18 protein-coding genes are annotated in these 23,987 nt (G+C 67.6%); 7 read left to right on the top strand and 11 right to left on the bottom strand.

Annotated elements, in window-relative coordinates; all coding sequences use genetic code 11:
• Position 1 precedes the first annotated feature (1 nt).
• The 7 genes from rbbA to GT007_RS01415 all read right to left on the bottom strand — a co-directional run bounded on the left by rbbA (position 2) and on the right by GT007_RS01415 (position 8,722).
• Complete coding sequence (gene rbbA, locus GT007_RS01445) at positions 2 to 2,740, bottom strand: ribosome-associated ATPase/putative transporter RbbA (RefSeq protein WP_160119775.1); 2,739 nt, start codon at positions 2,738 to 2,740, stop codon at positions 2 to 4.
• Positions 2,737 to 3,771 carry an HlyD family secretion protein gene (locus GT007_RS01440; protein ID WP_328798928.1) on the bottom strand — a complete coding sequence of 345 codons (1,035 nt, stop codon included), beginning with the start codon at positions 3,769 to 3,771 and terminating at the stop codon, positions 2,737 to 2,739. Before GT007_RS01440 ends, rbbA begins: the two co-directional genes overlap by 4 nt.
• A 280-nt stretch (positions 3,772 to 4,051) precedes the next feature.
• Positions 4,052 to 4,555, bottom strand: coding sequence for a signal peptidase II (gene lspA, locus GT007_RS01435; protein ID WP_236571432.1), 504 nt, complete (start codon positions 4,553 to 4,555; stop codon positions 4,052 to 4,054).
• Entirely contained in the window at positions 4,555 to 5,277 is a 723-nt protein-coding gene (locus GT007_RS01430) for a cytochrome c biogenesis CcdA family protein (RefSeq protein WP_160119772.1), read from the bottom strand. Before GT007_RS01430 ends, lspA begins: the two co-directional genes overlap by 1 nt.
• Positions 5,278 to 5,329: 52 nt before the next feature.
• Positions 5,330 to 5,956: a cation diffusion facilitator family transporter gene (locus GT007_RS01425; protein WP_160119771.1), complete on the bottom strand. Its 627-nt coding sequence runs from the start codon at positions 5,954 to 5,956 to the stop codon at positions 5,330 to 5,332.
• Positions 5,957 to 6,171: 215 nt separating this feature from the next.
• Complete coding sequence (locus GT007_RS01420) at positions 6,172 to 8,382, bottom strand: heavy metal translocating P-type ATPase (RefSeq protein ID WP_268894534.1); 2,211 nt, start codon at positions 8,380 to 8,382, stop codon at positions 6,172 to 6,174.
• An 85-nt stretch (positions 8,383 to 8,467) separates the two neighbouring features.
• Positions 8,468 to 8,722, bottom strand: a complete 255-nt coding sequence (locus GT007_RS01415) for a heavy-metal-associated domain-containing protein (RefSeq protein WP_160119770.1) — start codon at positions 8,720 to 8,722, stop codon at positions 8,468 to 8,470.
• A gap of 100 nt (positions 8,723 to 8,822) precedes the next feature.
• Between GT007_RS01415 and GT007_RS01410 the strand changes: the two genes are divergently transcribed.
• The 7 genes from GT007_RS01410 to GT007_RS01380 all read left to right on the top strand — a co-directional run bounded on the left by GT007_RS01410 (position 8,823) and on the right by GT007_RS01380 (position 15,074).
• Positions 8,823 to 9,230: a MerR family transcriptional regulator gene (locus GT007_RS01410; protein WP_160119769.1), complete on the top strand. Its 408-nt coding sequence runs from the start codon at positions 8,823 to 8,825 to the stop codon at positions 9,228 to 9,230.
• Positions 9,231 to 9,566: 336 nt separating this feature from the next.
• Positions 9,567 to 10,445, top strand: a complete 879-nt coding sequence (locus GT007_RS01405) for a three component ABC system middle component (RefSeq protein ID WP_201451759.1) — start codon at positions 9,567 to 9,569, stop codon at positions 10,443 to 10,445.
• Positions 10,442 to 10,627: a hypothetical protein gene (locus tag GT007_RS01400; RefSeq protein WP_160119768.1), complete on the top strand. Its 186-nt coding sequence runs from the start codon at positions 10,442 to 10,444 to the stop codon at positions 10,625 to 10,627. The genes GT007_RS01405 and GT007_RS01400 overlap by 4 nt, the downstream gene beginning before the upstream one ends.
• A 153-nt stretch (positions 10,628 to 10,780) precedes the next feature.
• Positions 10,781 to 11,296 (top strand): hypothetical protein, encoded by a 516-nt coding sequence (locus GT007_RS01395; protein WP_160119767.1) that lies wholly within the window; start codon positions 10,781 to 10,783, stop codon positions 11,294 to 11,296.
• 481 nt (positions 11,297 to 11,777) lie between these two features.
• A complete protein-coding gene (locus GT007_RS01390) occupies positions 11,778 to 12,629 on the top strand; it encodes a hypothetical protein (RefSeq protein WP_160119766.1) in 852 nt (283 codons plus the stop codon).
• Between the two features lie 31 nt (positions 12,630 to 12,660).
• Positions 12,661 to 13,647 carry a DUF4424 family protein gene (locus tag GT007_RS01385; RefSeq protein ID WP_160119765.1) on the top strand — a complete coding sequence of 329 codons (987 nt, stop codon included), beginning with the start codon at positions 12,661 to 12,663 and terminating at the stop codon, positions 13,645 to 13,647.
• 269 nt (positions 13,648 to 13,916) lie between these two features.
• Positions 13,917 to 15,074, top strand: a complete 1,158-nt coding sequence (locus GT007_RS01380) for an MFS transporter (RefSeq protein WP_160119764.1) — start codon at positions 13,917 to 13,919, stop codon at positions 15,072 to 15,074.
• 135 nt (positions 15,075 to 15,209) lie between these two features.
• Here the strand turns inward: GT007_RS01380 and GT007_RS01375 are convergent, their stop codons facing one another.
• The 4 genes from GT007_RS01375 to GT007_RS01360 all read right to left on the bottom strand — a co-directional run bounded on the left by GT007_RS01375 (position 15,210) and on the right by GT007_RS01360 (position 23,971).
• Positions 15,210 to 20,126: a putative Ig domain-containing protein gene (locus GT007_RS01375; RefSeq protein ID WP_160119763.1), complete on the bottom strand. Its 4,917-nt coding sequence runs from the start codon at positions 20,124 to 20,126 to the stop codon at positions 15,210 to 15,212.
• Between the two features lie 155 nt (positions 20,127 to 20,281).
• Positions 20,282 to 21,259 carry a Bug family tripartite tricarboxylate transporter substrate binding protein gene (locus tag GT007_RS01370; protein ID WP_160119762.1) on the bottom strand — a complete coding sequence of 326 codons (978 nt, stop codon included), beginning with the start codon at positions 21,257 to 21,259 and terminating at the stop codon, positions 20,282 to 20,284.
• A gap of 104 nt (positions 21,260 to 21,363) precedes the next feature.
• Positions 21,364 to 22,944 carry an ABC transporter substrate-binding protein gene (locus tag GT007_RS01365; RefSeq protein WP_160119761.1) on the bottom strand — a complete coding sequence of 527 codons (1,581 nt, stop codon included), beginning with the start codon at positions 22,942 to 22,944 and terminating at the stop codon, positions 21,364 to 21,366.
• A gap of 109 nt (positions 22,945 to 23,053) precedes the next feature.
• Positions 23,054 to 23,971 (bottom strand): dihydrodipicolinate synthase family protein, encoded by a 918-nt coding sequence (locus tag GT007_RS01360; RefSeq protein WP_160119760.1) that lies wholly within the window; start codon positions 23,969 to 23,971, stop codon positions 23,054 to 23,056.
• Positions 23,972 to 23,987: the final 16 nt, after the last annotated feature.

The following is a 23,987-nucleotide window of genomic DNA, read 5'->3' as shown; positions in this document are numbered from 1 at the left end:
TTCAGCGCTCCTGCTTGGCCAGTAGCGCGGCACTGAGGCCGACCAGCACGACGGCCGCGACCAGCAGTGGCACGAAATCCCAGCGCAGGTCGGCGAAGCCGAGCGCCTTTGAGAAGGTGCCGCGCGCGATGTTCAGGTAAAAGGTTGTCGGGAAGACCTGCCCCACCGCCGCCCCCATGCCCTGCAAAGAGCTGACCGGTTCTGCGAGGCCCGAGAACTGCGTCGCCGGCAGCATGGTCATGATCGCGGTGCCGAAAATCGCCGCGATCTGGCTACGCATGAAGGTGGACGCCAGCAGCCCCAGCGCCGTGGAGCTCACGACATAGACCACCGTTGCCGCCGCGAGTGTGGCGACGCTGCCCTTCAGCGGCACCCCGAAGGCGAACACGGCCATCAGCGCAAGGATCACGAAGTTCATCAACGCCAGCACGATGTAGGGCAGCTGCTTGCCGAGGAGGAATTCGAGCCGCGTCACCGGAGTGACGTAGAGGTTGACGATGGACCCCAGCTCCTTCTCCCGCACCACGCTCAGCGCCGTCAGCATGGCCGGGATCAGCATGAGCAGGAGGGGGATGATCGCCGGCACCATGGCGACCAGGCTGCGCACATCCGGGTTGTAGCGGAACCGTGTCTCGACGTTGAACGGCGCCGGCGCGGCTCCCTGCGACAGCGCGGCGCGGCGCGCTAGCCAGTGCTGGTGGATGCCTTCCACATAGCCGCGCACGGTCTCGGCACGCGTCGGCATGGCGCCGTCGATCCAGGCGCCGACCTGCACCGGCCGCCCGCGCGCCAGATTCTGCGCGAAGCCCGGCGGGATCTCGAGCGCCAGGCTGATCTCTCCCGTCCGCATGCGGCGTTCCATGTCCGCGTCGTCCACGATCGGCGGCCGCTCCACGAAGTAGCGCGAGCCCGAGAGGTTCAGCGTGTAGTCGCGGCTGGTCGTGGTCTGGTCGCGGTCGAGCACCGCAAAGGTCAGGTCGTTCACGTCCATGCTGATGCCATAGGCCATGATGACCATCAGGATCAGCGTCCCCAGCAGCGCGAGCGTGGCCCGCACTGGGTCGCGCCGCAGTTCCAGCGCTTCCCGCCGCGTGTAGCTGAGCATGCGCCGCGGATCGAAGGCGCGCCGCGCGCGCGGTGCCTCGGCCACGGGTGGCGCGATGGACGCGGGCGGTGCGGCGGCAACGGGCACCCCGGCTTGCGCCTCCTGCAGATGGGCGATGAAGGCGTCTTCCAGCGTAGCGACGCCGCGCTCGGCAACCAGCGCGGCCGGCGCGCCGCTGACCAGCACGCGGCCGGCATGCATGAGTGAGATGCGGTCGCAGCGCTCCGCCTCGTTCATGAAGTGGGTGGAGATGAAGATCGTCACCTTGTCGCGGCGCGAGAGGTCGATGAGCTCCTGCCAGAACCCGTCCCGCGCCACGGGGTCCACGCCCGAGGTCGGCTCGTCCAGGATAAGTATCTCCGGCCCGTGGATCATCGCGACCGCGAGCGAGAGCCGCTGCCTTTGCCCGAGCGGCAGCGCCCCCGGCAGCGCGTCCATGATCCCCGTCAGCCCGAAGCGCCGCGCCATGTCCATGACGCGCGCCGGGATCGCCTCCGGCGCCAGGCGGAACAACCGCGCATGCAGCTCCAGGTTCTGCCGCACTGTCAGCTCGCCATAGAGCGAGAAACTCTGCGACATGTAGCCGACGCGCCGGCGCGTCCCGAGGTCCTGCGCATCGGCCTTCTCGCCGAACAGCCAGGCCTCGCCCGCGCTGGCGGGCAGGAGGCCAGTCAGCATCTTCATCGTCGTGGTCTTGCCGCAGCCGTTGGAGCCGAGGAACCCGAAGATCTCGCCCCGGCCGACGCGGAGTTCGACACGGTCCACCGCGGTGAAGTCGCCGAAATTTTTTGTGAGTCCATGCGCCTCGATGGCGATCTCGCCATCCGCCGCTTCGTCACGGGGCGGTATTGCGATGCGCTGATGCCCCTGGCGCTTCTCTTCCGGCAGCAGGGCGACGAAGGCGTCCTCCAGCGACGCCGTCCCGGTCTTTGCCAGCAGGTCCGCGGGTGTGCCGGTCTCCAGCACGCGCCCCGCATCCATCGCCGCCAGCCAGTCGAAGCGCGCCGCTTCCTCCATGTAGGCGGTCGCCACCAGCACGCTCATCCCCGGCCGACCCGCGCGGATGCTTTCGATCAAATCCCAGAACTGCCGGCGCGACAGCGGGTCCACGCCCGTCGTCGGCTCATCCAGGATCAGCAGGTCCGGGTCATGGATCAGTGCGCAGCAGAGGCCGAGCTTCTGCTTCATCCCCCCCGAGAGCTTCCCCGCCGGCCGGTCCACGAAGGGTGCCAGCCCCGTGCTCTCCACCAGCGCCGCGATGCGCCGCGTGCGCTCGTCGCGCCCATGGCCGAAGAGCCGGCCGAAGAAGTCGATGTTCTCGGACACCGACAGCGTCGGATACAGGTTCTTCCCCAGCCCTTGCGGCATGTATGCGATGCGCGGGCCGACGCGGTCGCGGTGCCGCGCATCGGCCATGTCGCCGCCCAGCACCAGCACGTGGCCGTCCTGCATCCTGCGCGCCCCGGCCAGCAGCGCGAGCAGGCTGGACTTGCCGACCCCATCCGGCCCGATCAGCCCCGCCATGCAGCCGGCGGGGATGTCGAGGCTCACCTGATCCAGCGCCACGGTGCGGCGGTAGCGCAGCACGACGGCGATCAGCCGCGCGACCGGGTCGGGCCGGTCCGCCACGTTCATTGCGGCAGCCGGACCTGGAACTGGGCGGGCCACGCCGCCCGCTGGTCCACGCGCACATAGGCGACGCCCGGCAGGCCGGTCTTCACCTGGTCCACATGATCGCGCAGCAGGCCGGGGTCGATGCGCGCGCGCACGCGGAACATCAGCCGCAGCCGCTCCTCGCTCGTCTCCACTTGGCGCGGCGTAAACTGCGCGACGTCCGAGACGAGCGAGACCCGCGCGGGAATGACGTATTGCGGCGCCGCGTCCAGCACCAGCCGCACCTCGGTCCCCAAGGCGATCCGCCCGGCATCGGCCGTTGACAGGAAGAAGGTCATGTAGACGTCGGTCAGATCTACCATGTTCAGCACGCGCCCGCCACCGGCCACGACCTCGCCAGGCTGCGCCACGCGGTACTGCACGCGCCCCGCGCGCGGCGCCGTCAGGGTGCTGTCGTCGATATCGGCCTGAATGCGCTGGATGGTCGCGCGCGCCGCCTCCGCCGCCGCTTCCGCCCCCACCACGGAGGACCGCGCCGCCGTGATCGCCGCTTCCGCCGCCGCCTGCTGTGCGATGGAAGCGCTGTGCGCGGCCCGTGTGCCCTCGAAGCTCGCCCGGTCGTCGTCCAGCACCTGCTGTGAGGCATTGCCGCGCGACGCCAGCTCATCCGTCCGCGCCAGCCGTCGCCGGGCGGCTTCCAGCTGCGCCGCGCGTTGCGCCGTCACCGCCTGGGCGGCGGCGCGTTCCGCTTCGCGCTGCGTCACCAGGCTGGTTGCGGTCTCGATGCCGATGACAGCACGCCGAAGCTGCGCCGCGGCCTCGCGCATCTGCGCTTCCAGCACCGCCGTGTCCATACGGACGAGCACTTGGCCGGCGGTGATGAACTCGCCCTCGTTGACCAGGATGTCGCGGATGCGCCCGGGCGTGCGGGCGGCGATGTCGATCCCGACCGCCTCGACCCGGCCATTGCCGCGCGCGATACCCGACGGCAGGGCCGGCGGCTGGGCCGATCGCCAGGCGACATAGCCGCCGATGGCAAGAACTACCACCACTGCAGCGCGGAGAATGATTCTCAAGAGTGTGCCTCGCCGCACGGACATCATTCCGGCTAGCAAAACGAAGCGCCTATTCGCGACTGCAGCATGACAATTGAAGCGGGCGCTGGGCCACGATGCAGCCCTGCGCCAGAGCTGAACGGCCTCCATGGGGTCAGCGAGGGTTCGAATCCCGACGCACTGATTTCGCCGCCCCTACGCCTCATTCCGGCAGGAATGCGGGTTACCCGGCGTCCCCGGACAGATGGGAGCGTGCGCTGCTGACGCTCTTGGCTCGTCATTGCTTGCTGCCAACGTGGTGCACTGCGGTGACTGTACTGGCCGGTGCGGGGCGAAGGCTGGCTAGGACCAACAAAACGACGCCGCAGACGATGGCGACATCGGCCATGTTGAAGGTCGGCCAGTGCCAGCCAGCAAGATGGGCGTCGATGAAATCGGTCACCGCGCCCTGCTGGACACGGTCGGCGACGTTGCCAAGCGCGCCGCCAATGATCAGCCCGAGCGCAAAGGCCTCCAACCGCGAGGCGGTTCGCCATAGCCACCGCGCCAGGAAGGCGGTCACAGAGAGGCCGACGATAACAAGCAACCAGCCCCCCTCTTCCGAGCTATTGGCGAACATACCGAAGGTGACGCCGGTGTTGAAACCAAGCCGCAGGTTCAGCACCGGCAGCACGGCGATGCCCTCGCTGTAGGGCGGCCACAACGCCGCGAGCGCCCACGCCTTGCTCGTCTGATCGATTGCGACGGCGACGAGCGCCGCCAGCAGGCCCGTGCGACGCATCAACCGAGACTCAAGAGGAAGGGGAAGGTCTGAACGAACCATGCAGCAACCCTTGTCATCTCGCCTGTCATCATCGCGAAGCCCATCACAATCATTACCGCACCAGACACCACCTGCGCGCCGCGGCCGAAGCCGCGCCAGCGCCGCAGCCGAGCGGCGGCGACAGGGAGGTAAAATGCGACCAGCAGGAAGGGCACACCGAGACCCAGCGAGTAAGCGAGCAGCAACGGCGTACCGGCGCCATCGCCTTGGATGGCGGCGACGGCGAGGACGGCGCCGAGGACAGGCCCGACGCAGGGCGTCCAGGCGAAGCCAAAGGAGGCACCCAGTAGCCCGGCTCCGCCTGGCGTGCCGCCAGTGGCAAAGGCCGGCAACCGCACGTCGCGCAGCAGCCAGGCCGGCCGCAGTGCCCCCATCTGCACCAGGCCGAAGGCGAGCACGAGCATGCCACCGGCGATCTGGAATTCGATACTCCAGCGCCGTAGCCAGTGCGACATCGCGGAGGCGCCAAGTCCCAGCAGAACGAAGACCAGAGAGAAGCCTGCGACGAAGCAGACGCCCAGCAGCATAGCACGCGAGCGCGGCGGCGCATCGCGCACGCCCGTGCCGCAGGCATATGCGACCCAGCCCGGCACCAATGGAAGGACGCAGGGCGAAAGGAACGAGACCAGGCCACCCGCGAATGCGAGAAGGAGGCCGAAGGCGGAGAGATCAACTGTCATGCTTGCCGCCCAGGCCAGGGAAAATCTCCGGTAGGGGAACGTCCTGTGTGAATCATGGCTGGCGGGAGCCCGCGACGCGCAGGTCGGCCCGGGCGTCGCGGACGATCGACCAGGCCGACTGGAGAAAAAGCCCAGCGATCACGATGGCAACGGCGAGGTCGGGCCATGGCGTGGCGGTCCACCATACCAGGCCCGCCGCCATGACGACGGCCAAGTTGCCGACGGCGTCGTTGCGGCTGAAGAGCCAGACCGCGCGGACGTTCGCATCGCCCATCCGATGCGGGATGAGCACTGCCGCGGCGGCCACGTTGACTGCCAGCGCGGCGGCACCGAAAAGGCCCATGAGTTCTGCCTCGGGCTGATTCAGCACCAACACCCGATATCCGGTCGTGATCAGTACGCCGACGCCGAGCACGCCGAGGAACAAACCCTGGATGAGGGCGGAGCGAGCGCGCCAGACCTGGCTCCAGCTGATCGCCAACAGGCCAAGAAAGCTGATCAGGCCGTCTCCCAGGAAGTCGAGAGCGTCCGCCTTCAGGGCTTGACTGCCGGCGATGAAGCCGCCGATTGCCTCGGCCACGCCGTAGCCGATGTTCAGCGCTACCACGATCCACAACGCCCTGCGGTAGCCAGGCGTGATGTGGGCCATATCCTTGGGTAGGTCGTCGTCATCGCTCATGCGATGTTACCGAGCGAGGGAGAGGGCCGAAGCATCATGATGAATGAGGCGTTGAGGGGGCCGGCCATCATTGCCACGGGTCATCACCGCCATCTTGCCGCCCGCTATGCGCCGAAGCGCCTGCTCGACGCGAGCCAACGCCCTGACGGTCTGCGCAACAAGACACAGGCGAGGCGACCTGCGCTGCAAATGATCTTCCGGACCGGGACAAGTCCTCAGCCACGTACCGGCACCTCGAAACGGTATCCGAGCAGGCGGAGGGCGTTCAGCGTTACCAGGACGGTCGCGCCGGTATCGGCCAGGACGGCGAGCCAGAGGCCGGTAATGCCGACCACGGTGGTTACGAGGAATACTGCCTTCAGGCCCAGGGCGATGGCGACGTTCTGGTGGATGTTCGCCAGCGTGGCGCGCGAGAGCCCGATCAGGGCGGCAACGTCGACGACGCGGCTGCCGAGTAGGGCGGCGTCTGCCGTCTCCAGCGCTACGTCAGTCCCACCGCCCATGGCGATGCCGACCGATGCTGCCGCGAGTGCAGGCGCGTCGTTGATACCGTCACCAACCATGGCAACCGGCGCCAGCGTCTTCATGGCACCAATCTCGCGCAGCTTGTCCTCGGGCAGGAGACCTGCCTTTACCTTCAGCCCAAGCGGACCCGCAATGGCTAGGCCAGTGCGAATGTTGTCGCCGGTGAGCATGACAGCTTCGACGCCCAAAGCTTCGAGCGCCCGAATGCCTGCGGCGGCGTCCGCCCGAGGTTCGTCGCGCACCGCAATGAGGCCCGTGGGGACGCCATCCACGGAGACGACAACGACCGTCTTCCCTTGACCTTCCCACTCCGCGATTGCCCGGTCCGCATCACCGGAGAGCGGCGCTTGAGCGGCCGCATAGGAGGGTGAGCTCACGGTGACGCGCTTGCCGGTGACGACCGCCTCGACAGCCTTGCCTGGGATGGCCCGCGAATCCTTGGCAGGGCGCAGCGGGATCCCATCCGTCTCGGCCCGCTCCAGAATAGCTCGGCCAAGTGGGTGGCTTGAGCCGTACTCGACCGCGGCTGCGAGGCCGAGCATGGTGCGCTCGTTACCAACAAGGGCGAGGACGTCCGTCACGCGCGGGCGTCCCTCGGTCAGGGTGCCGGTCTTGTCGAAGGCGATGGCGCGGACGCGACCAATGGTCTCCAGGGCGCCGCCACCCTTCACCAGAAGGCCGCGCCGGGTGCCGACCGCCAGGCCGGAGGCGATGGCCGCCGGCGTGGAGAGCACCAGGGCGCAGGGGCAGGCCACCAGCAGCAGCGCCAGGCCGCGATAGATCCAGGTGCTCCAGTCCTCGCCAAGCAACAGCGGCGGCCCGATCGCAACCAAAGCTGCAACGACAACTGCGATCGGCGTGTAGATGGCCGAGAACCGCTCGATGAAGCGGGCGGTGGGCGCCTTGGCCTCCTGGGCCTCCTCCACCAGCCGAATGATGCGGGCGATGGTGTTGTCGGCGCTCGGCTTCGTCACCCGGACCTGCAACGCGCCTGAGCCATTGATGCTGCCCGCGAAGACCGAGAGGCCCGCTGCCTTGGCCACCGGCACGGACTCACCGGTCACCTGGCTCTCGTCCACCTCGGACTCCCCTTCGGCCACCTCACCGTCGGCCGAGACGCGGTCGCCGGGGCGGATGAGGACCAGATTGCCAACCTTCAGACTGGCGGCGGGTACCTCCCGCGCCGTTCCGTCCTCGACCAGCAACGCGGTTCTCGGCACCAGTGCTCCGAGCGCCTCAATGCCGGCACGAGCCCGATCGGCTGCAAAATTCTCGAGCACCTCGCCAACGGTGAACAGAAACACGACGACGGCCGCTTCGGAGGTCGCGCCGATGAAAATCGCGCCCAAGGTCGCGATCGACATCAACATCTCGATGGAGAAGGGCGAACCAGCCCGCGCGGCAGCGATGGCCTTCCTGCCGAAGAACATCAGGCCGAACAGGGCAGCGGGCAGGTACGCCCAGTGGTCCAGCGATGGAACGATGAAGGAGGCGGCGAACCCCGCAGTCAAAAGCGATCCGATGATCGCCCCCAGGCGGACCTTGGCGCTCATCCACCACGGCTGGCGGATGCGAACATGCTCCGGAGGCTCAACAGCCATCCCGGGTTCACCGGCGATAACTCTTGGCGCCACGACCGGGGCGACACCGTAGCCGAGTTTACGAATCTGCTCCTCGACGGCGGCGCGGGGTGTGGCGGCCTCATTCAGCCCGAAGGCGAGAACCTGCGCGTGGTAGTTGACCCGGATATCGTCGGTACCCGCGAACCGGCCGACGGCCGTCTCGATCTTGGAGGCGCAGGAGGGGCAATCCATCCCGTCCACGTGGTACCGCAGCGCGATCCTTGACACGGGATCCAAATTGACTGTGCCACCATTGGCCATCTGAATTGCCTCTTCCATTCTACCGGTTCAGGCCGCAGGCGGAAAGGAACCGGACCGCTCATCAAGTCTGCGGATCGTCGATCGCCGGGCCAGGAACGCGCTTTCAAGTCAAAGGCGCGACACCATAGCCGAGCTTGCGAATCTGCTCCTCGACGGTTGTGCGGGGCGTAATTGCCTCATCGAGACGGAGTTCCAGGATCTGCGCCTTGTAGTTGACCTGGATGTCCTCCGCACCGCTGAGCTGCTGGACTGCGTCCTCGATCTTCAGCGCGCAGCTCGAACAATCCATGCCCTCGACCCGGTAGCGCAGATCCACTGGTGGCTTCGTCAGGGTTCCCGCTGTTTCGTCGTTCGCCATCGCTTTCGCCTTCCCATTTCAGGCATGCCTCGGCCGGTTGCAGCAAAGGCTAGGAGTACCCAGATGGACCCTGTAGTCACTACAGGGTCAAGAGACAAACATGGAAAAATCAACGAACATCGGCGCCCTCGCGAAGGCGACCGGCACGAAGATTGAGACAATCCGGTGGTACGAGCGGGTCGGCCTGCTCCCGACACCAGCCCGTACTTCAGGGAACTACCGCGCTTACAACGAGGTGCATCTAGGCCGACTGAGCTTCATCCGGCGGGCTCGAGACCTCGGCTTCTCGCTGGAGCAGATTCGCGCGCTGCTTGATCTCTCCGAAGATCGCGAGCGCTCCTGCGAGGCCGTGGACGTCATTGCCCGCCAGCACCTGGGCGAGGTGGATCGAAAGATTGCCGACCTTCAAGCGCTGCGGCGAGAACTAGACTCCCTTATCGGGCAGTGCCGCCACGGCAATGTGGCGCAGTGCCGCATCATTGAGGCCCTGGCACCCACGGTCTCTTGAACCCTGCCGGCGCCCAGAGAAGGTTGGAATCCGGTTCCCACCGCTGCTCCAGTCGGCTTTCCAACATCACAATGCGCTTCCCACAGTAGCGCCGTGAACCACAGGTTTCCTGGGGTTTTACCGCGGTGGCTTGGGGTTGGAGAACGTAACGACCCGCTTTTCCGTCTCTCCAGGGCCATTCTCCCTCCGAAGCTCGGGACTTGGGCGATTCTGTCTGCAAGCTTCAAGTTGCTGAAATACATGATATTTCTGGCCAGAGCATGCCGTCCGTTTACGCATCGCAACCGGCTAGCGGTCGATTCTGGGACCGCGAAACACTGATCTCCACCAACGGAATTGCGACAAGCCAGTCGGCCGAGGCAGCATGGCGGCGATCCCCAGCACGAGGCCGCACCGACCTTTGCCACTTGGTCGGCGGACAATGAGGCACTGCTCGCCGATCTGCCGGAACGCACCCTGCGCCTTCGACCGATCAGCCGCGAAGCCCTGCTCTTCCTCGCGCAGCATCGCGCCCTGACGGTGGACGCCGAGGGGCTGCGGACGGGCGCGAAGCCCATGAGGCTTACAGACAATGGGCGTGACGCCGTGACCCTGCAGCTGCGAGCCATCGCGATATATTCCCATGCCGGCGAGCGGCGTGACATCGAATTTGTCCTCGGCCGGCTGAATATCGTCACCGGGGCTTCGAAGCCGGGTAAGTCGGCCTTGTTCGACATCGTCGACTACTGCTGGGGGCGCAGGGAATGCACCATCCCGGAGGGCGAGATTCGACGTGGCGTGTCTTGGTTCGCGATTCTCTTGGACCGCGATGGAGAAGGCATCCTGATCGCCCGGCGCAATCCGCGGCTGGCCGGCAAGGCTAGCGACGACATCTTCTTCGAGCGTGGGGTGGCGGGATTCCCCGACACCCCCCAGCCCTTCGCCAAGAACGTCACGGCCCATGGCCTGCGCACCCAACTCTCGATGGTGTTGGGCATCGCCGAGAACAAGCACGTTCCCGAACCCGGATCGACCCGGGCGCCGTTAGAGGCTTCGGCCAGCCAGGCGATCTTCTTTTGCCTTCAGGCTCAGGATGAAATCGCCAATCGCCGCCTGCTTTTCCATCGCCAGGGCGAACAGTTCATCCCCTCAGCCATCAAAGATACGCTGCCGTATTTCGTCGGCGCGATGGGCGAAGACCACTATCTGCAACGCATGCGCTACGATGAGGCGTGAGCACGCCTGCGAATGCGAGCGCCGCGCCGGCGCAACTCGCCGCCGCCGTTCAGATCGGCCAGTCGCCGAGCGGCATTACTATGCGTAATCCGGCGATGACCCGGCAGGTCCTCGAAGCCCTGGCCAAGCAGGGCAACGTCAACCGGCATGTGATCGGGGTGTATCGGTGGACCGGCGACTGACCGCGCGCCTCAATAAATTTCGTTTAATTTATCAGACGAAGCGTCGATTTCGAGTTGATGAGTGATAACGCGTCTGACACGTTCCGCGGGCACGGCCGGCCGCGGTTGGGGCCTTTGGCAGTGTTTCAGAAGCGTCCTGGGGAGATTGGCTCCGTGCCCATTCCGCTGCCGAATGCGCGCCCCTGGCGCCGGCGTTTGCTCGTCATCGCGGCCTGTGGCCTCGCTGTCCTCCCCGGCACAGCCATCGCGCAATACCGCGAGGTGAGGCAGGGCCAGAAGGGAGCGGCGCAGATCCTCCGGATCGACGAGAATGGCCGCTTCAACCGGTGCGCCGCTCACATCACCTCAAGCGCCGGGCCGCTCCGCATCTCCTGGAACCGCGACCACGTCTACAACATCAGCGCGCCGCCGCTCCCGGTGAGTGGCAGCCTGCTCCTCCGACTACTCGACACGCCCGCCGGCACCTTCAGCTTCGACGCCACCACCAACGGCCAGCGCGTCAGTGCCCGGATCGACACCCAGAGCATGGAGGCCGTGCTGCGCATCCGCGGCCGGATCAAGCTGCAGGTGGGAAGCCGAAACTCCGACTACGTGCTCGGCAACGCCTCGATGCAGGACATCATCGTCGAGGTCGAGAATGGCACTCACCGCGCGATGGGCTACGGCTGAGGATGCGGACCTTCTGGTGGATGCTTCCCAGTCCCGCCCTGCCCACGGCGATGGCGCTGGCCACGGGCCTGCTCTGGTGGATGCCCGCGGCGGCGCAGATTCCCCCGCATTGCGCGAGCCTGAGCAATCCGGCCGAGCGTTTCCGATGTGCCGGAGCCAGCAGGCCTCCTCCTGCCAATCCGTTCGGTCCCGGCTGTTCCAGCCTGGGTGATCCTGCTGCCCGGCTCGAATGCCTGAGGCGGTCGCAGGTCGGCCGCATGCCGGCCCCGGCGCAGCGCCCCCAGGCCCAACGCTGCACGCCGGCGACCCCCTGCTCGGACCGCAGCGGCCGATACTACCTCACCCCGTTCGGCGAGAAGCGGTACCTCTGATGATCGGTCACACGCTTCGCAGGCCCTTTCATGGCTCCCCCCCCCCGCTGCGCCATGGGCGGCCCGCGTCGCGCAGGCCGCGGATCACCACCCGACAATGGAAACAGTCGATGAGTTTCATCAAGGCTGCCGCCGCGCTTGTCGCGGGCGTTCTCCTGCCCGGTGTTGCGGCCGCAAGGCCGGCGGATTGCCTCGTGCAGATCGAGGGCCGCACCCTCATCAACGGCGAGTGCAACTTCGAGGCCGAGCCCAATGGTGACTTCACCGTCACGCTCGGCAGCCGGGTGGCCCAAGTGATGATCGACCCCGGATCGCGCCTTGGCCGCGCCAGCTACCAGGACCCCGCTTCCGGGGACCCGCCGGGCGTCGCCGATGTTCGCCGCGACGGCGCTTGCTGGGGCGAGGCGCGCGCCATCCGCGTCTGCGCCTGGCAGCCGGGCCAGCGACCGGCGGCCTTTCGCAACCTTCTGGCGGCGCAGGCCGCGGCTCCCGCTCCGGCGGCGGCATCGACAGGCGCCGCCCCCGGCATGAGTGTCGTATCCACGCGACAGGTCGGGCCCTGGACCCTGTCGCGGCTGGAGGGCGGCGGTAGCTGGCGTTGCGAGGTGGAACGTCGCTACCCCGATGGCAGCGCCCTGGCCTTCCTCGCCGCGAAGCCGAGCCCTGGCAATCAGAATATCGCGGACACCGGCCTGCGCTTCAGCGGTGCGGCGCTGTTGGGGCTGCGGGGCGAGATCCGGGTGGTCCCCTGGGGGCTCGGCCCCGATAGCTCTCAGACCGCCATTGCGGACGGCAACGCGACCGCGACGATGATGGATCCACCGAACGAGCCCGGCTCCTCGGACGGCTTCGCCAATGGGCGCGAGTTCGAGGTCAGCCTTCCGGGCGGCGAGCGTCTCCGCTACCCCCTCAATGGGTCCAACGCGGCTTGGCGGGCCTTGTCGCAATGTGCCGGCTTCTGAGCCGATGGAGACTATCTCGCGGTTCCGTCGAATGAAACTCTCGTCGCTGCGCCGGGCGATCCTGGCCGCAGGTCTCGGCATGGTGCTCACCGCGCCCGCCCGGGCCAATGACAGCGAAGCCGCCATCGGCATCGGCGGCCTCACGCTGATCCGCTCGGAGTCGATCCGGCTCGACACGCAGGAGCTGTTCATCAGCCGAGACCAGGTCAGGGTCGAGTACCGCTTCACCAACACCAGCGATCGCGACATCGAGACGCTGGTTGCCTTCCCGCTGCCGGATATCGTTCTGAGCCCCATCGCCCGCGCGCCGGACTTCGCGGCCGAGCTGGATTTTCGCACAACCGTGGACGGACAGCCGGCGCAGTTGCAACTTGTCCAGCGCGCGAGCTTCCGGGGCCAGGACATCACCGCGCGATTGCAGCGGCTGAACCTGCCGATCCTCGCGCGGGGCGAGGAATTCTCCGTCGCCGTCAATCGGCTGCAGCCGGATTCCCGCGCCACCCTGTTGCGGGAGGAGATGCTGCTGGACGGCGGCACTGACGGGCAGACGCAGCTCTGGGACGCGCTCTGGACGGTGCATACGACCGTCACCCGCCGCCAGACCTTCCCGGCTGCGCGGAGCATCGAGGTTCGGCACAGCTACCGCCCCGTTATCGGCGGCCGGATCGGTGGCGCCCTTGCCGCCGACCTGCGCCGCACGCCGGAGTTCCTGGAACAGCGGCAAAGGCAGTGCATTGATGACAGCTTCCTGGCCAGCTTGGACAGGCGTGTCGCCGCAAGAGGCGGGGCGCCGGATTATGGGGAGGTCTGGCTACAATACGTCCTGCGACCGGGCGCCAACTGGGCCGGGCCGATCGCCGACTTCCGGTTGGTCGTCGATAAGGGGAATCCGCGTTCACTGGCCAGCTTCTGCGCGACCGGCGTGAGACGCCTGGACGATCGCCGGTTCGAGGTGCGCTACCGGAACTTCGTACCAGACCGGGACCTGGACATCCTCATTGTCGACTTCGTCCAATAGCAATCGTGAGTTGCTTCCTCTCGAAGCAAGCAGATGGGGACAAGGCTCCTCCTCTTCTCCTCGGAAACGAAGACCCTAACCGCCGTTTATGCCTTCGGCTGTCACGGTCTATCGTCGTTGTCCCTCCCAGTTGCCCGTTGATCTGAGCTTAGCGTGCAGTTTCAAACAAACCGTGCAGCGACCCCTAGAAATACTGCGCCACGTCATGCACCCGGACAATCTCGATGCGGACAGTTTCGCCAGAATACAATGCGGGCTAGACACACAACATGATTCTAGGACGTTGGGGCGAGGTCGGCGTCTTGGCGCTCGCTCGCATTTCCATGGGCGCGCAGCTTCAAGTCGTGGGCGCGCTCGGGCCTTTGCTGATCGGGAGCCTGGTCGCGGACTGGGCCGCCCTCGGCACCCTGATCGGCGCCTACTCTCTGGCTGGAGTCTTCGTCGCTCTGCCGGCCGGGTGGTTGCTGGCAAGATTCGGCGACCGTGTCGTGTTGCTGGGCGGCGTCGGGCTCATGGCGCTGGGTGGCGTGTTGCTTGCCCTGGCGCCGGGCTTTGAACTCGCCGTGGCGGGCCGGCTTGTCTCTGGCGTCGGCGGCGCCTTGCTCACCATCGCGGGCGCGAAGATGGTGCTCGACCGGTTCTCCGGCGCCGCCGTCGCACTCGCGATGGGCCTCATGCTCATGGCATGGCCTTTTGGCATCGGTCTGGCTTTGCTCGTCCTGCCCCTGCTCGGGGAAAATTGGCGCTCCGCCCTCTGGCTCTCCGCGGGGTTCTGCGCCGTCGCCTTCCTTCTTCTCACGATCAGCGTGCGCGGTGCCGGTCCTTCGGCAGCCAGCCATCGCCGCATGTGGCTGCTGCGCCACGAATGGCGTCCGCTGATCGCGCTCGGTATCGTCTGGGCCGGCTACAATGCCTCCTTCGCCGTGGCGGTCGGCTTCACGCCGGCCTTCCTGGTGGCGAATGGCATGAACCGCGCCGAGGCCGGAGCGCTGGCATCGCTGATTGGCTTCTCTATCTTGCCGCTGCAGCCTTTGGGGGGCGCCATCGCGGAGCGGCTGGGGCGGCCTTTGCTGGTCACGGTTCTGTGCGTTCTCGGCATGGTGGCGGCGCTTGTGGCGACTTCGGCCGGTGCCCCGCCCTGGCTGACCTTGCCGGCATTCGGTCTGCTCGCCGCTCCACCCTCGAGCCTGATCATGGCCTTCGCCGGGCGTGCGCTCTCGGCCGAGAGCCGTGCTTTCGGCATGGGCGTGCACTACACGCTGTTCTATCTGGGCCTGGCATTGCTGCCGCCCTTCGCCGGCTTTGTGCGTGACTTGACCGGCGCGCCCGCGGCGCCCCTTCTCACCGCGGCGCTATTCCTCGCCATCTGCCTGACAGCCTTGGCCGTCTATTCAGCGGCCATGCGGCAGCGCGCGTCGCCTGGCTGAGAGCGGAGGGCGGCCCGGCCCCGGTGCGGCGCTTCCCGCCGGACCTGATGGAGCAAGCGTGCAAGGGCGGGAACCAGCCCGGCAAGGTGTTCGACCTGGTCCTGCCCATCGGGCCATGGACGCGCGTCGCGCCGTTCAGCCGAACAGGAAATCCGACGCGCTGAGCACCGCGCCGAAGACCAGGATCACCCCGTTCGCGTGGTTCACCTGCGTGTTGCCGCCGGCGATGTTCAGGTTGAGCTGGTCGAATCCGGTCACGCCGCTGCCGGTCAGGAATTCCAGCTTGTCGCCCGCCGCCGAGGAAAAGCCCGCGATCTGGTCGACGCCCCAGCCCGGCGCGTCGTACAGGAAGCGGTCGGCGCCACCGAGGGAATACATCGTGTCGTTGCCCGCCCCGCCCGTGAAGATATCGGCGCCGGGGGTGCCGAAGATGATGTCATCGCCTCCGGCGCCGTTCAGCGTGCTGCCCAGCCCGGCATTGTTGCCCACCAGCAGGTTGCCCAGCGCATTGCCCACCAGCCCGGTGCCGCTGGCGGCCAGGCGGCCTTCCTCGACATTGTCGCCGATGAAGAAGCTGCCCGCGCCGGTGTAGTAGACGATGTCGTAGCCTTCATTGGCGTTCTCGATGACCGTGGCGCCGGGGTCGAAGACGACATACTGGTCATTGCCGGTGCCGCCGGCCATCACGTCCGCGCCGCCCTGGCCGCGCAGGATGTCATCGCCCGCGCCGCCATTCAGCGTATCGGCGAAGGCGCTGCCCCACAGCGTGTCGTTGCCGCCATTGCCGTCGATCCGGCTGGCGGCGGCCTGGTTGGCCACCAGATCCTCATTGCCGTCGCTGCCGAACAGCAGCACGGCGCCGGGCGCTGCCAGGCGTGCGATCTCGACATTGGCGAAGTTGGTCCAGCCATTCACCGCCAGCCAGGCGGTGTCGATGCCCTCATTGGGCTTCTCGACGATGGTGGCGGCCAGGTTGCCGATGACGAACTGGTCGTTGCCCGTGCCGCCGATCATCACGTCCGGGCTGTCCTGGCCGCGGATGATGTCGTCGCCGGCGCCGCCATTCAGGGTATGGGCCAGCGGCCCGCCGCCCCACAGCGTGTCATTGCCCCCGCCCGCGTCGATGGCCGAGGCCAGCAGCGGGTTGGCGACGATGATCTCATCCCCCGCGCCGCCGGTGATGGCGCTGCCCTGGCCGAACAGCCGCACGATCTCCACATCGGCCGGCAGCGTCCAGCCATTGACGCCGACATAGACGGTGTCGGTGCCTTCGTCGGGGTTCTCGGTGACGGTGTCGGTGGCGCTTTCGACGACATACTGGTCGTCGCCCGTGCCCCCGGCCATGGTGTTGGTGCCGCTGCCGCCATACAGCACGTCACTGCCGGCCCCGCCCCGCAGGCTGTCATCGCCGTTGCCGCCGAACAGCGCATCGTCGCCCGGGCCGCCGCTGAGGCTGTCATTGCCGTTGCCGCCATACAGCGTGTCGTTGCCGCCATCGCCCAGCATGATGTCGTTGCCGTCGCCGCCGACCAGGACATTGGGGTCGAAATTGCCGAACATCAGGTCGTCGAAGGCGCTGCCGAGGGCGTTCTCGAAGCCGCTGACGGTATCGAGCCCGCCCCAGCCGTCATTGCCGAAACCATCCAGCGTGACCGTGACAGGGCCGGGGGCGGCGGAATAGTCGATGGTGTCGATGCCGTCGCCGCCCATGAACACATCGTCGCCGGGGCCGGCATAGACGTAATCGTTCCCCGCCCCCGCATCGACAGTGTCATTGCCCGCGCCCGCGTCGATGGTGTCGTTGCCGCCGAAGGTATTGATGACATTGTCCAGCGCATTGCCGGTGAAGACATTGTCATGGTCGTTGCCGTCCGCCGTGACCTGGTGGGTGGTCAGGGCGAAGCTGTCGCCGGAACCGAACACGGTGCGGAACTTCTCGTAGTCCAGGAAGAAGCTGTCCTGCCGGGTCTGGTCGAGCTGGTAGTAATCCGTGTTGCTGTAGATGGGGATGCTGATGCCGAAGATGGACAGCGTGTCCGAATAGACCGGGGTGGCACTGGCGATGGGGAAGGTGATGTCGATCGGGCTTTCGCCGATCTTCACATCCAGCGCGGCCGCCAGCAGGCTGATGTCGAAATGCATGGTGCCGACCAGGCTGATCACCGTGGTCAGCGTGGCATCGGCCGTGTAGCTGGCATCGACCTGGAAGCTGCCCTCGCCCTCGGGCGTGTCGAAGCTGGTCTTGTCGCCCTCCTGCCCATAGACGGTCTGGCCGTAGCTGGTGGTCATCACGTAGTGGACGGAGGGGGTGAAGGTCATTTCCTCCTTCAGGCTGACATCGCCCACCAGGCTGAAATCATTGTCCACACCCAGGCCGATCGTGCCGATGCCCGTCTCGAAGGGCAGGCGGGGGTGGAACAGCTTCTCCAGGTCGATCTCGGGGTGCAGGGCCTTCACCAGCTCCGTGACCATCTTGTCGACGTCGGCGGAGGCGGAGGCGATGGGGTCCGAGACGGCGCTGACCCGCATGGCGCCGATATTGCCCGCCGTGGCCGGCAGCAGCGTGTAGTCGCTGATGGTGAAGCCCGTGGGCGCGAGGAAGGAGAGCTTGCCCCAGTCGTCGTTGATCTTCTGCGCCAGATGCACGTCATAGACCGGATCGCCGCTGTGGATATTGACATCGATGCCGCCGATGATGCCGTTGGAGGGCATGGTGATCTGGCCATCGGCGATCTCGATCTTGCCGATGCCGATGAAGTCGATGGGCAGGTTGATGCCGGCCGAGGCGGTGATGTCGGGCACCGAGATGGTGCCGAAGGGGCCGAGGTCGATGTCGGGGAAGCGGAACCCGCCATGCACGCTGGCGCTGAGCTGCGCGCCGATGGTGGCCGTGATGCCCGCGAAGGCATGCAGGGCGAAGGCCTCGTCGGCGGCGGTGACGTTGAAGTGGGAGTTGGCCTCGAACACCGCGCCCACGATGACGAAGGGCGCCGTGCCGATCGCCTGGTCCGGGCTGGACCGGGTCTCGGTGATCCTGAAATTGGCGGCGAGGTCGAAGCTGTCGGGCCTGAGCGTCAGGTCCATCAGCACCCCGGCCTGGAAGTTGTAGCCGAACCCCACGCTGGCGCTGACGCCGCCATACAGCGGCCCGGCCGAGAAATCCTCCGAGAAGCCGACGCTCCAGCTATTGCCGATCTCATAATACAGCGGGTCGAAGCGGTAATGGATCTCGGCCGGCGCGCTGCGGCCCCAGGCGGAGCCGGAGGCGGTGAAGCTGAAATCGCCGAGTTCATCGAGCGCGAACACGTCGCTCGCGCTGCTGCCGCCGTCGGAGGCGGTGACGCGGATATCGGCGTGGCCGTTCCAGTCTGCTGGCGCCTGGCCGGTGAAGGTGCGGGTGGTGGGATCGAAGTGCAGCCAGCCCGGCAGGGCGGAACCATCGGCGAGCGCCGCGCTGTAGGCCAGGTTGGCGGTGTCGAGGTCCTGGAAGGTGTCGGCGGCGAAGCCGTAGCGCCAGGTGTTGCCCAGCACCAGCGTCTGGTCCGCCAGCGGGTGCAGCAGCAGCGGCGCGCCGGTCGCCAGCGCGAAGGTCTCGCTCGCCCGGCTGATCTCATCGGCGGCCGTGACCGTGACGGCCAGGCCCGCGAAGCCTGCGGGCGGCGTGCCCGAGAAGCTGCGCGTGGCCGGGTTGAAGGAAAGCCATGCCGGCAGGGGCGCGCCATCCGCCTGGGTGGCGCTGTAGGTCAGCACCGGGCTGTCCACATCGGTGAAGGTGCCGGGGGGCAGGGCCAGCAGGAAGGGCGTGCCCGGTGTCACCCGGAAGCTCGGCGTCTGGACCGCCAGCACCGGCGCGTCGTTCACCGGCGCGAAGGTCAGGTTGAACACGTCCGATGTGCTGAGCGTGCCGTCGCTGGCGGTGATGCGGATGGGGATGGTGCCGTTGAAATCCTTGGGCGGCGTGCCGTTGAAGGAGATCTTCACCCCGATGTCGATGACGTTCAGCCAGGACGGCAGCGCCCCGCCATCGTCGCTGGTGACGGTGTAGGTGATGGGGTCGCCATCGGGGTCGATGAAATCGCCGGAGACGAACTGGCCGAAGGCGAAGGCCGTGTCCTCCCGCGCCAGCTGGTCGTGCAGCGGGATCACCAGCCGGGGGGCGTCCTCCACATTGGTCACGGTCAGGGCGAAGGCCTGGGTGGCGACGCGGCTGCCGTCATCGGCGGTGACGGCCAGGTACAGGGTGCCGGTGAAATCCTTCCCCGGCGTGCCGCTGAAGGTGCGGGTGAGGTGATCGAAACGCAGCCAGGTCGGCAGCGGCATGCCGTCTGCCATCGCCGCGCGGTACACCAGCCCGGTGCTGTCAGGGTCGGTGAAGGTGCCGGGCGGCAGGGTGAAGGTCCAGGGCGTCTCCTCCGCCACGCTCTGGCCGTCGATGGGCGTGGCGATGGGGGCCGCGTCGCTGGGCCGCACGGAAAGATGGAAGCTGGCTGTGGCCGCGGCCTGCCCATCGGTGGCGGTGACGGTGATGTCGTATTCGCCGGTCTGGCCGCTGGGGGGCGTGCCCTCGAACAGGCCGGTGCCGGAGTTGAAGGACAGCCAGCCGGGCAGGGCACCGCCATCCGACAGCAGGGCCGTATAGAACAGGTTGGTGCCGTCGGCGTCGGTGAAGGTGCCATCGGGCAGGCGGAAGTCGAATTGCTCGCCAGTTACGGCGTCGCGGTCGGGCAGCGGCTGCGCCAGCACCGGGGGGCTGTTCGGCGGTGTGATCTGCAGGGTGAAGTCGCCGCTGGCGCTGGCCGTGCCGTCGGAGGCCGTGACCTTGATATCGAGCGTGCCGAGGAAGCTGTCCGGCGGGGTGACGGCGAAGCGCTGGATGGCCGGATCGAAGGTGATCCAGGACGGCAGCGGGGACCCATCGCCGAGAGATGCGGTGTAGCTCAACTCGGGCGTGTCATAATCGATGAAGTTGTAGATGCGGAAGGCGTAGCTGCCCAATTGCTGCAGCACCCTGTCTATGAGCGGGGCGGACAGAAAGGGGTCCTGGCTGCTCAACAGCTGTTCTCCGCCGATTCATCGTCAGGGTTTAATGATGTGTTGAGAAGCGTATCGATTTTTCCTACGGGCGGATTGTGTATTCGTATTAATATTTTCAGGAATGAATAACGGCGGCGGCCGGCGCTGGCGGATGCGCCGACCGCGCCCGGCGCTTACTCCAGCCGGATATTGCCCGCGCGCACGATGCGGCCCCAGGCCTCCTGCTCCTGCTTCACCAGGTCGGTCAGGCCCTGCGGGGTGGTGTGGTCGGCCAGCGCCGCCTGGCCGCGCAGCACTTCCAGCATCGGGGCGGAGCGCAGGGCCTGCCCCATCGCCTCATTCAACCGCGCGATGATGGCGGCGGGCGTGCGCGCCGGGGCGAACACCGCCTGGAAGATGGAAACCGACAGCGCCACCCCCTGTTCCTGCAGCGTCGCCAGGTTGGGCAGCAGCGACAGCCGCTGGGGCGAGAGCGCCGCCAGCAGCCGCACCCGCCCGTCGCGGGACAGCGCCTCGCCGGCGCCGGCCGGCAGCACCATGCTGTCCACCTGGCCCGCCGCCAGGGCCTGGGCGGCGGGTGCGGCGCCGGTGAAGGGCACGTGCAGCACCTCGAACCCCGCGGCGTCGGCCAGGCGCAGCATCGCGATCTGAGAGGTGCTGCCCACGCCCCAGCTGGAATGGGTCAGTACGCCGGGCTGGGCCTTGGCGATGGCGATGAAGCGGCCCAGATCCGTCAGCTCCGGCCGGGTGGGGCCCACGGCCAGCACCAGCGGCACGTTGGTGATGTTGCTCACCGGTTCGAAGTCCCGCAGCGCGTCATAGGGCAGGTTGCGCATGGCGGCCGGGTTCACCGCATGGGTGTCGGTCACGCCCAGCAACAGGGTGTGGCCATCGGGGGCGGCGCGGGCCACCGCCGTGGCGCCGATGCTGCCATTCGCGCCGGGGCGGTTTTCCACCACCACGGTGCTGCCCAGGCTCACGGTCATCTGCTGCGCCAGGGCGCGGGCCAGCACATCCGTGATGCCCCCGGGCGGGAAGGGCACCACGATGCGGATGCTGCCCGATTGCGCCCGGGCCGATGGCGCCAGGGCGGGGGCGGCGAGAACGGCCAGGGAGAGGGCGGGAAGGGCACGGCGCGGAAGAACGGTCATGGATCGGGCCTCGATGTGATGTGCCCGTGACCTGCGCGTTTGCCTCCCCTGGAGCGGTAGCAGGATCGCGGGAGCCGGGCAATCGGCCGGCCCCCGCGCGCGCCTTAGCGCTTCTCCATGTTCCAGAAGAACTGCACCGGCGAGACGATCATGCCCGTCAGCGCCTTGCGATAGGCCATCGGCTGCTCGACCGAACCCGTGGGCACGAAGGGCACCGTCTCGAAGGCGCGCTCCTGCATCTGCCGCGCGATGCGCTGCTGCGCCGCCGCGTCGGAGGTCGCGAGCCACTGGTCGCGTAGCCCCTCCAGCGTCGGGTCCTCCGGCCAGCCGAGCCAGGCGGCGCTGCCATTGGCGCGGATCAGCGGGTTGATCGCGGGGTTGGTCAGGTCCGCGCCCGACCACAGCGTGTGGAAGGCCGACCAGCCGCCCTGGTCCACCGGCCCGCGATTGTTGCGGCGGGAGACGAAGCTGGCCCAGTCGGTGGTGATGAAATCCACATTCATCCCCAGCCGCTTCAGCAGCGCGTCGCTGACCTGGGCTTGGTTGTAGGCGATGGGCTGGTCGGCCGGGGCCAGCAGCACCACCTTCTCGTTGTTGTAGCCGGCCTCGCGCAGCATCTGCTTCGCGCGCTCGACGTTGTTGCCCACAGCACCCGACCCGGCATCGGAGGACATGGGCGTCCCGCAGGTGAAATAGGATTTGCAGCTGTTGTAGAATTCAGGGCTGCCCGCCACCGCCTGCATGTAGTCGTCCTGGTTCACCGCCATCATCACCGCGCGGCGGATGGCCGGGTTGTTGAACGGCGCCTGCAGGTGGTTGAAGCGCATCAGCAGCAGGAAGCCGAGCGGCACGTTCAGGATCTCGACATTGCGGTCCCGACGCAGCACCGGCAGCAGGTCCACCGGCGGCTGCTCCCACCAGTCGATCTCGCCCTGGCGCATCGCACCCGCGACCGCCGGGGCCTCGGTGATGCCCAGCCATTCGATGCGGTCGATCTTCGCGATCTTGCCGCCGGCGGCCCAGCTCGGCGCTTCCTCGCGCGGTTTGTACTGGGCGAAGCGCTCATAGGCGGCGCGCTGGCCCGGGTTCCATTCGCCCGGCAGGAAGCGCCAGGGGCCGGAGCCCGTGGCATCCGTGATGGGGCGGGAGGGATCGGTGGCCGCCACGCGCTCCGGCATCATGAACGGCACGTTGGAGGACAGCTTGCCCAGCGCTTCCAGCATCAGCGGGAAGGGGCGCTTCAGCTTGATGGTGAAGGTGCGGGCGTCCTTCGCCTCATAGCCTTCCACGGCGGCGGCCATGGTCTGGCCGAAGGCGTCGCGCGCGGCCCAGCGGCGGATGGAGGCGATGCAGTCGGCGCTGCGCACCGGCTCCCCATCATGGAAGAACAGCCCGTCGCGCAGTACGAAGGTCCAGGAAAGCCCGTCCGGCGCCGTCTCCCAGTTCGCGACCATCTGCGGGCGGACGCGGTAGTTCTCGTCGGTCGCGAACAGCGTGTCGTAGACGAGGTAGCCGTGATTGCGGATCACGTAGCTGGTGGCCACGATGGGATCGAGGGCGGGCAGCGGCGTCGAGGGCACGAAGCGCAGCGGCGCCGCCCGCTGGGCGCGCGCGGTGCCGATCAGGGCGGAGGGCAGGGCAAGGCCGGCACCGCCGGCGACGAGAGAGCGACGTCCGAATGTCATCGGAACCTCCAAGGCATAGGGTGGGCCGTTGGCTGGTGTCTGGCTGGTGCGGGACGCGCCCCGCCCCGTCGCTCTGCGGCGACTGCGGGGCGGGGCGCGTGGGGTTCGGTCAGGCCGCGAGGGCGGGCAGGCTGGGGCGGGTCGCCAGCGCCTGGGCCATCAGGGCTTCCACTTCCTTGCGGTCGGCCTCGGGCAGGGCCAGGCGCGGCGGGCGGGTCAGGGCGGAGCCACGGCCCATGATCGCCTCGCACAGCTTGATGCACTGCACGAGGTCGGGGCGCGCATCCAGGTGCAGCAGCGGCATGAACCAGTCGTACAGCGGGCGGGCTTCCTCGAAGCGGCCGGCGGCGGCCAGGCGGAACAGGGCCTCGCCCTCCCGCGGGAAGGCGTTGGACATGCCGGAGACCCAGCCGACCGCGCCCAGCATGATGCTTTCCACCACGGTGTCGTCCAGGCCCGCGAACAGGGTGAAGCGGTCGCCCACCATGTTGCGCAGGTCGGTGAAGGCGCGGGTGTCGCCCGAGGAATCCTTGAAGGCGCAGATCGTCTCGACATCGGCCAGCGAGGCCAGGATGTCGGGGGTGACCGCGTTCTTGTAGATGGGCGGGTTGTTGTAGACCATCAGCGGCAGGTCGATCGCGGTGCCGACGCCGCGGTAATGCGCGGCCGTCTCATGCGGCTTCGAGGAATAGACCAGCGCGGGCATCACCATCACGCCATCCACCCCGGCCTTTTGCGCGGCGCGGGCGGTGTCGATGGTGAAGGCGGTGGTGAATTCGGCGATGCCGGCGATCACCGGCACCCGGCCCTGGGCCACGTCCACGGCGGCCTCGATCACCTCCACCTTCTCGGCGGTGGAGAGCGAGCAGTTCTCGCCCACCGTGCCGCAGACCACGAGGCCCGAGACGCCGTCGCGGATCAGCCCGGCGATCACCTTGCGCGTCGCTTCGACATCCACCGAGAAATCCGCGCGGAACTGCGTCGTCACGGCGGGGAACACGCCCCGCCAATTCACCTTGTGCGCCATGGCCTGGCTCTCCTGC

Origin of the sequence: Rhodovarius lipocyclicus (assembly GCF_009900765.1) — a bacterium.
In the GTDB taxonomy this organism is placed as follows: domain Bacteria; phylum Pseudomonadota; class Alphaproteobacteria; order Acetobacterales; family Acetobacteraceae; genus Rhodovarius; species Rhodovarius lipocyclicus.
Note: the sequence above shows the minus strand (reverse complement) of the source record. Positions and strands in the feature narration are given on the sequence as shown.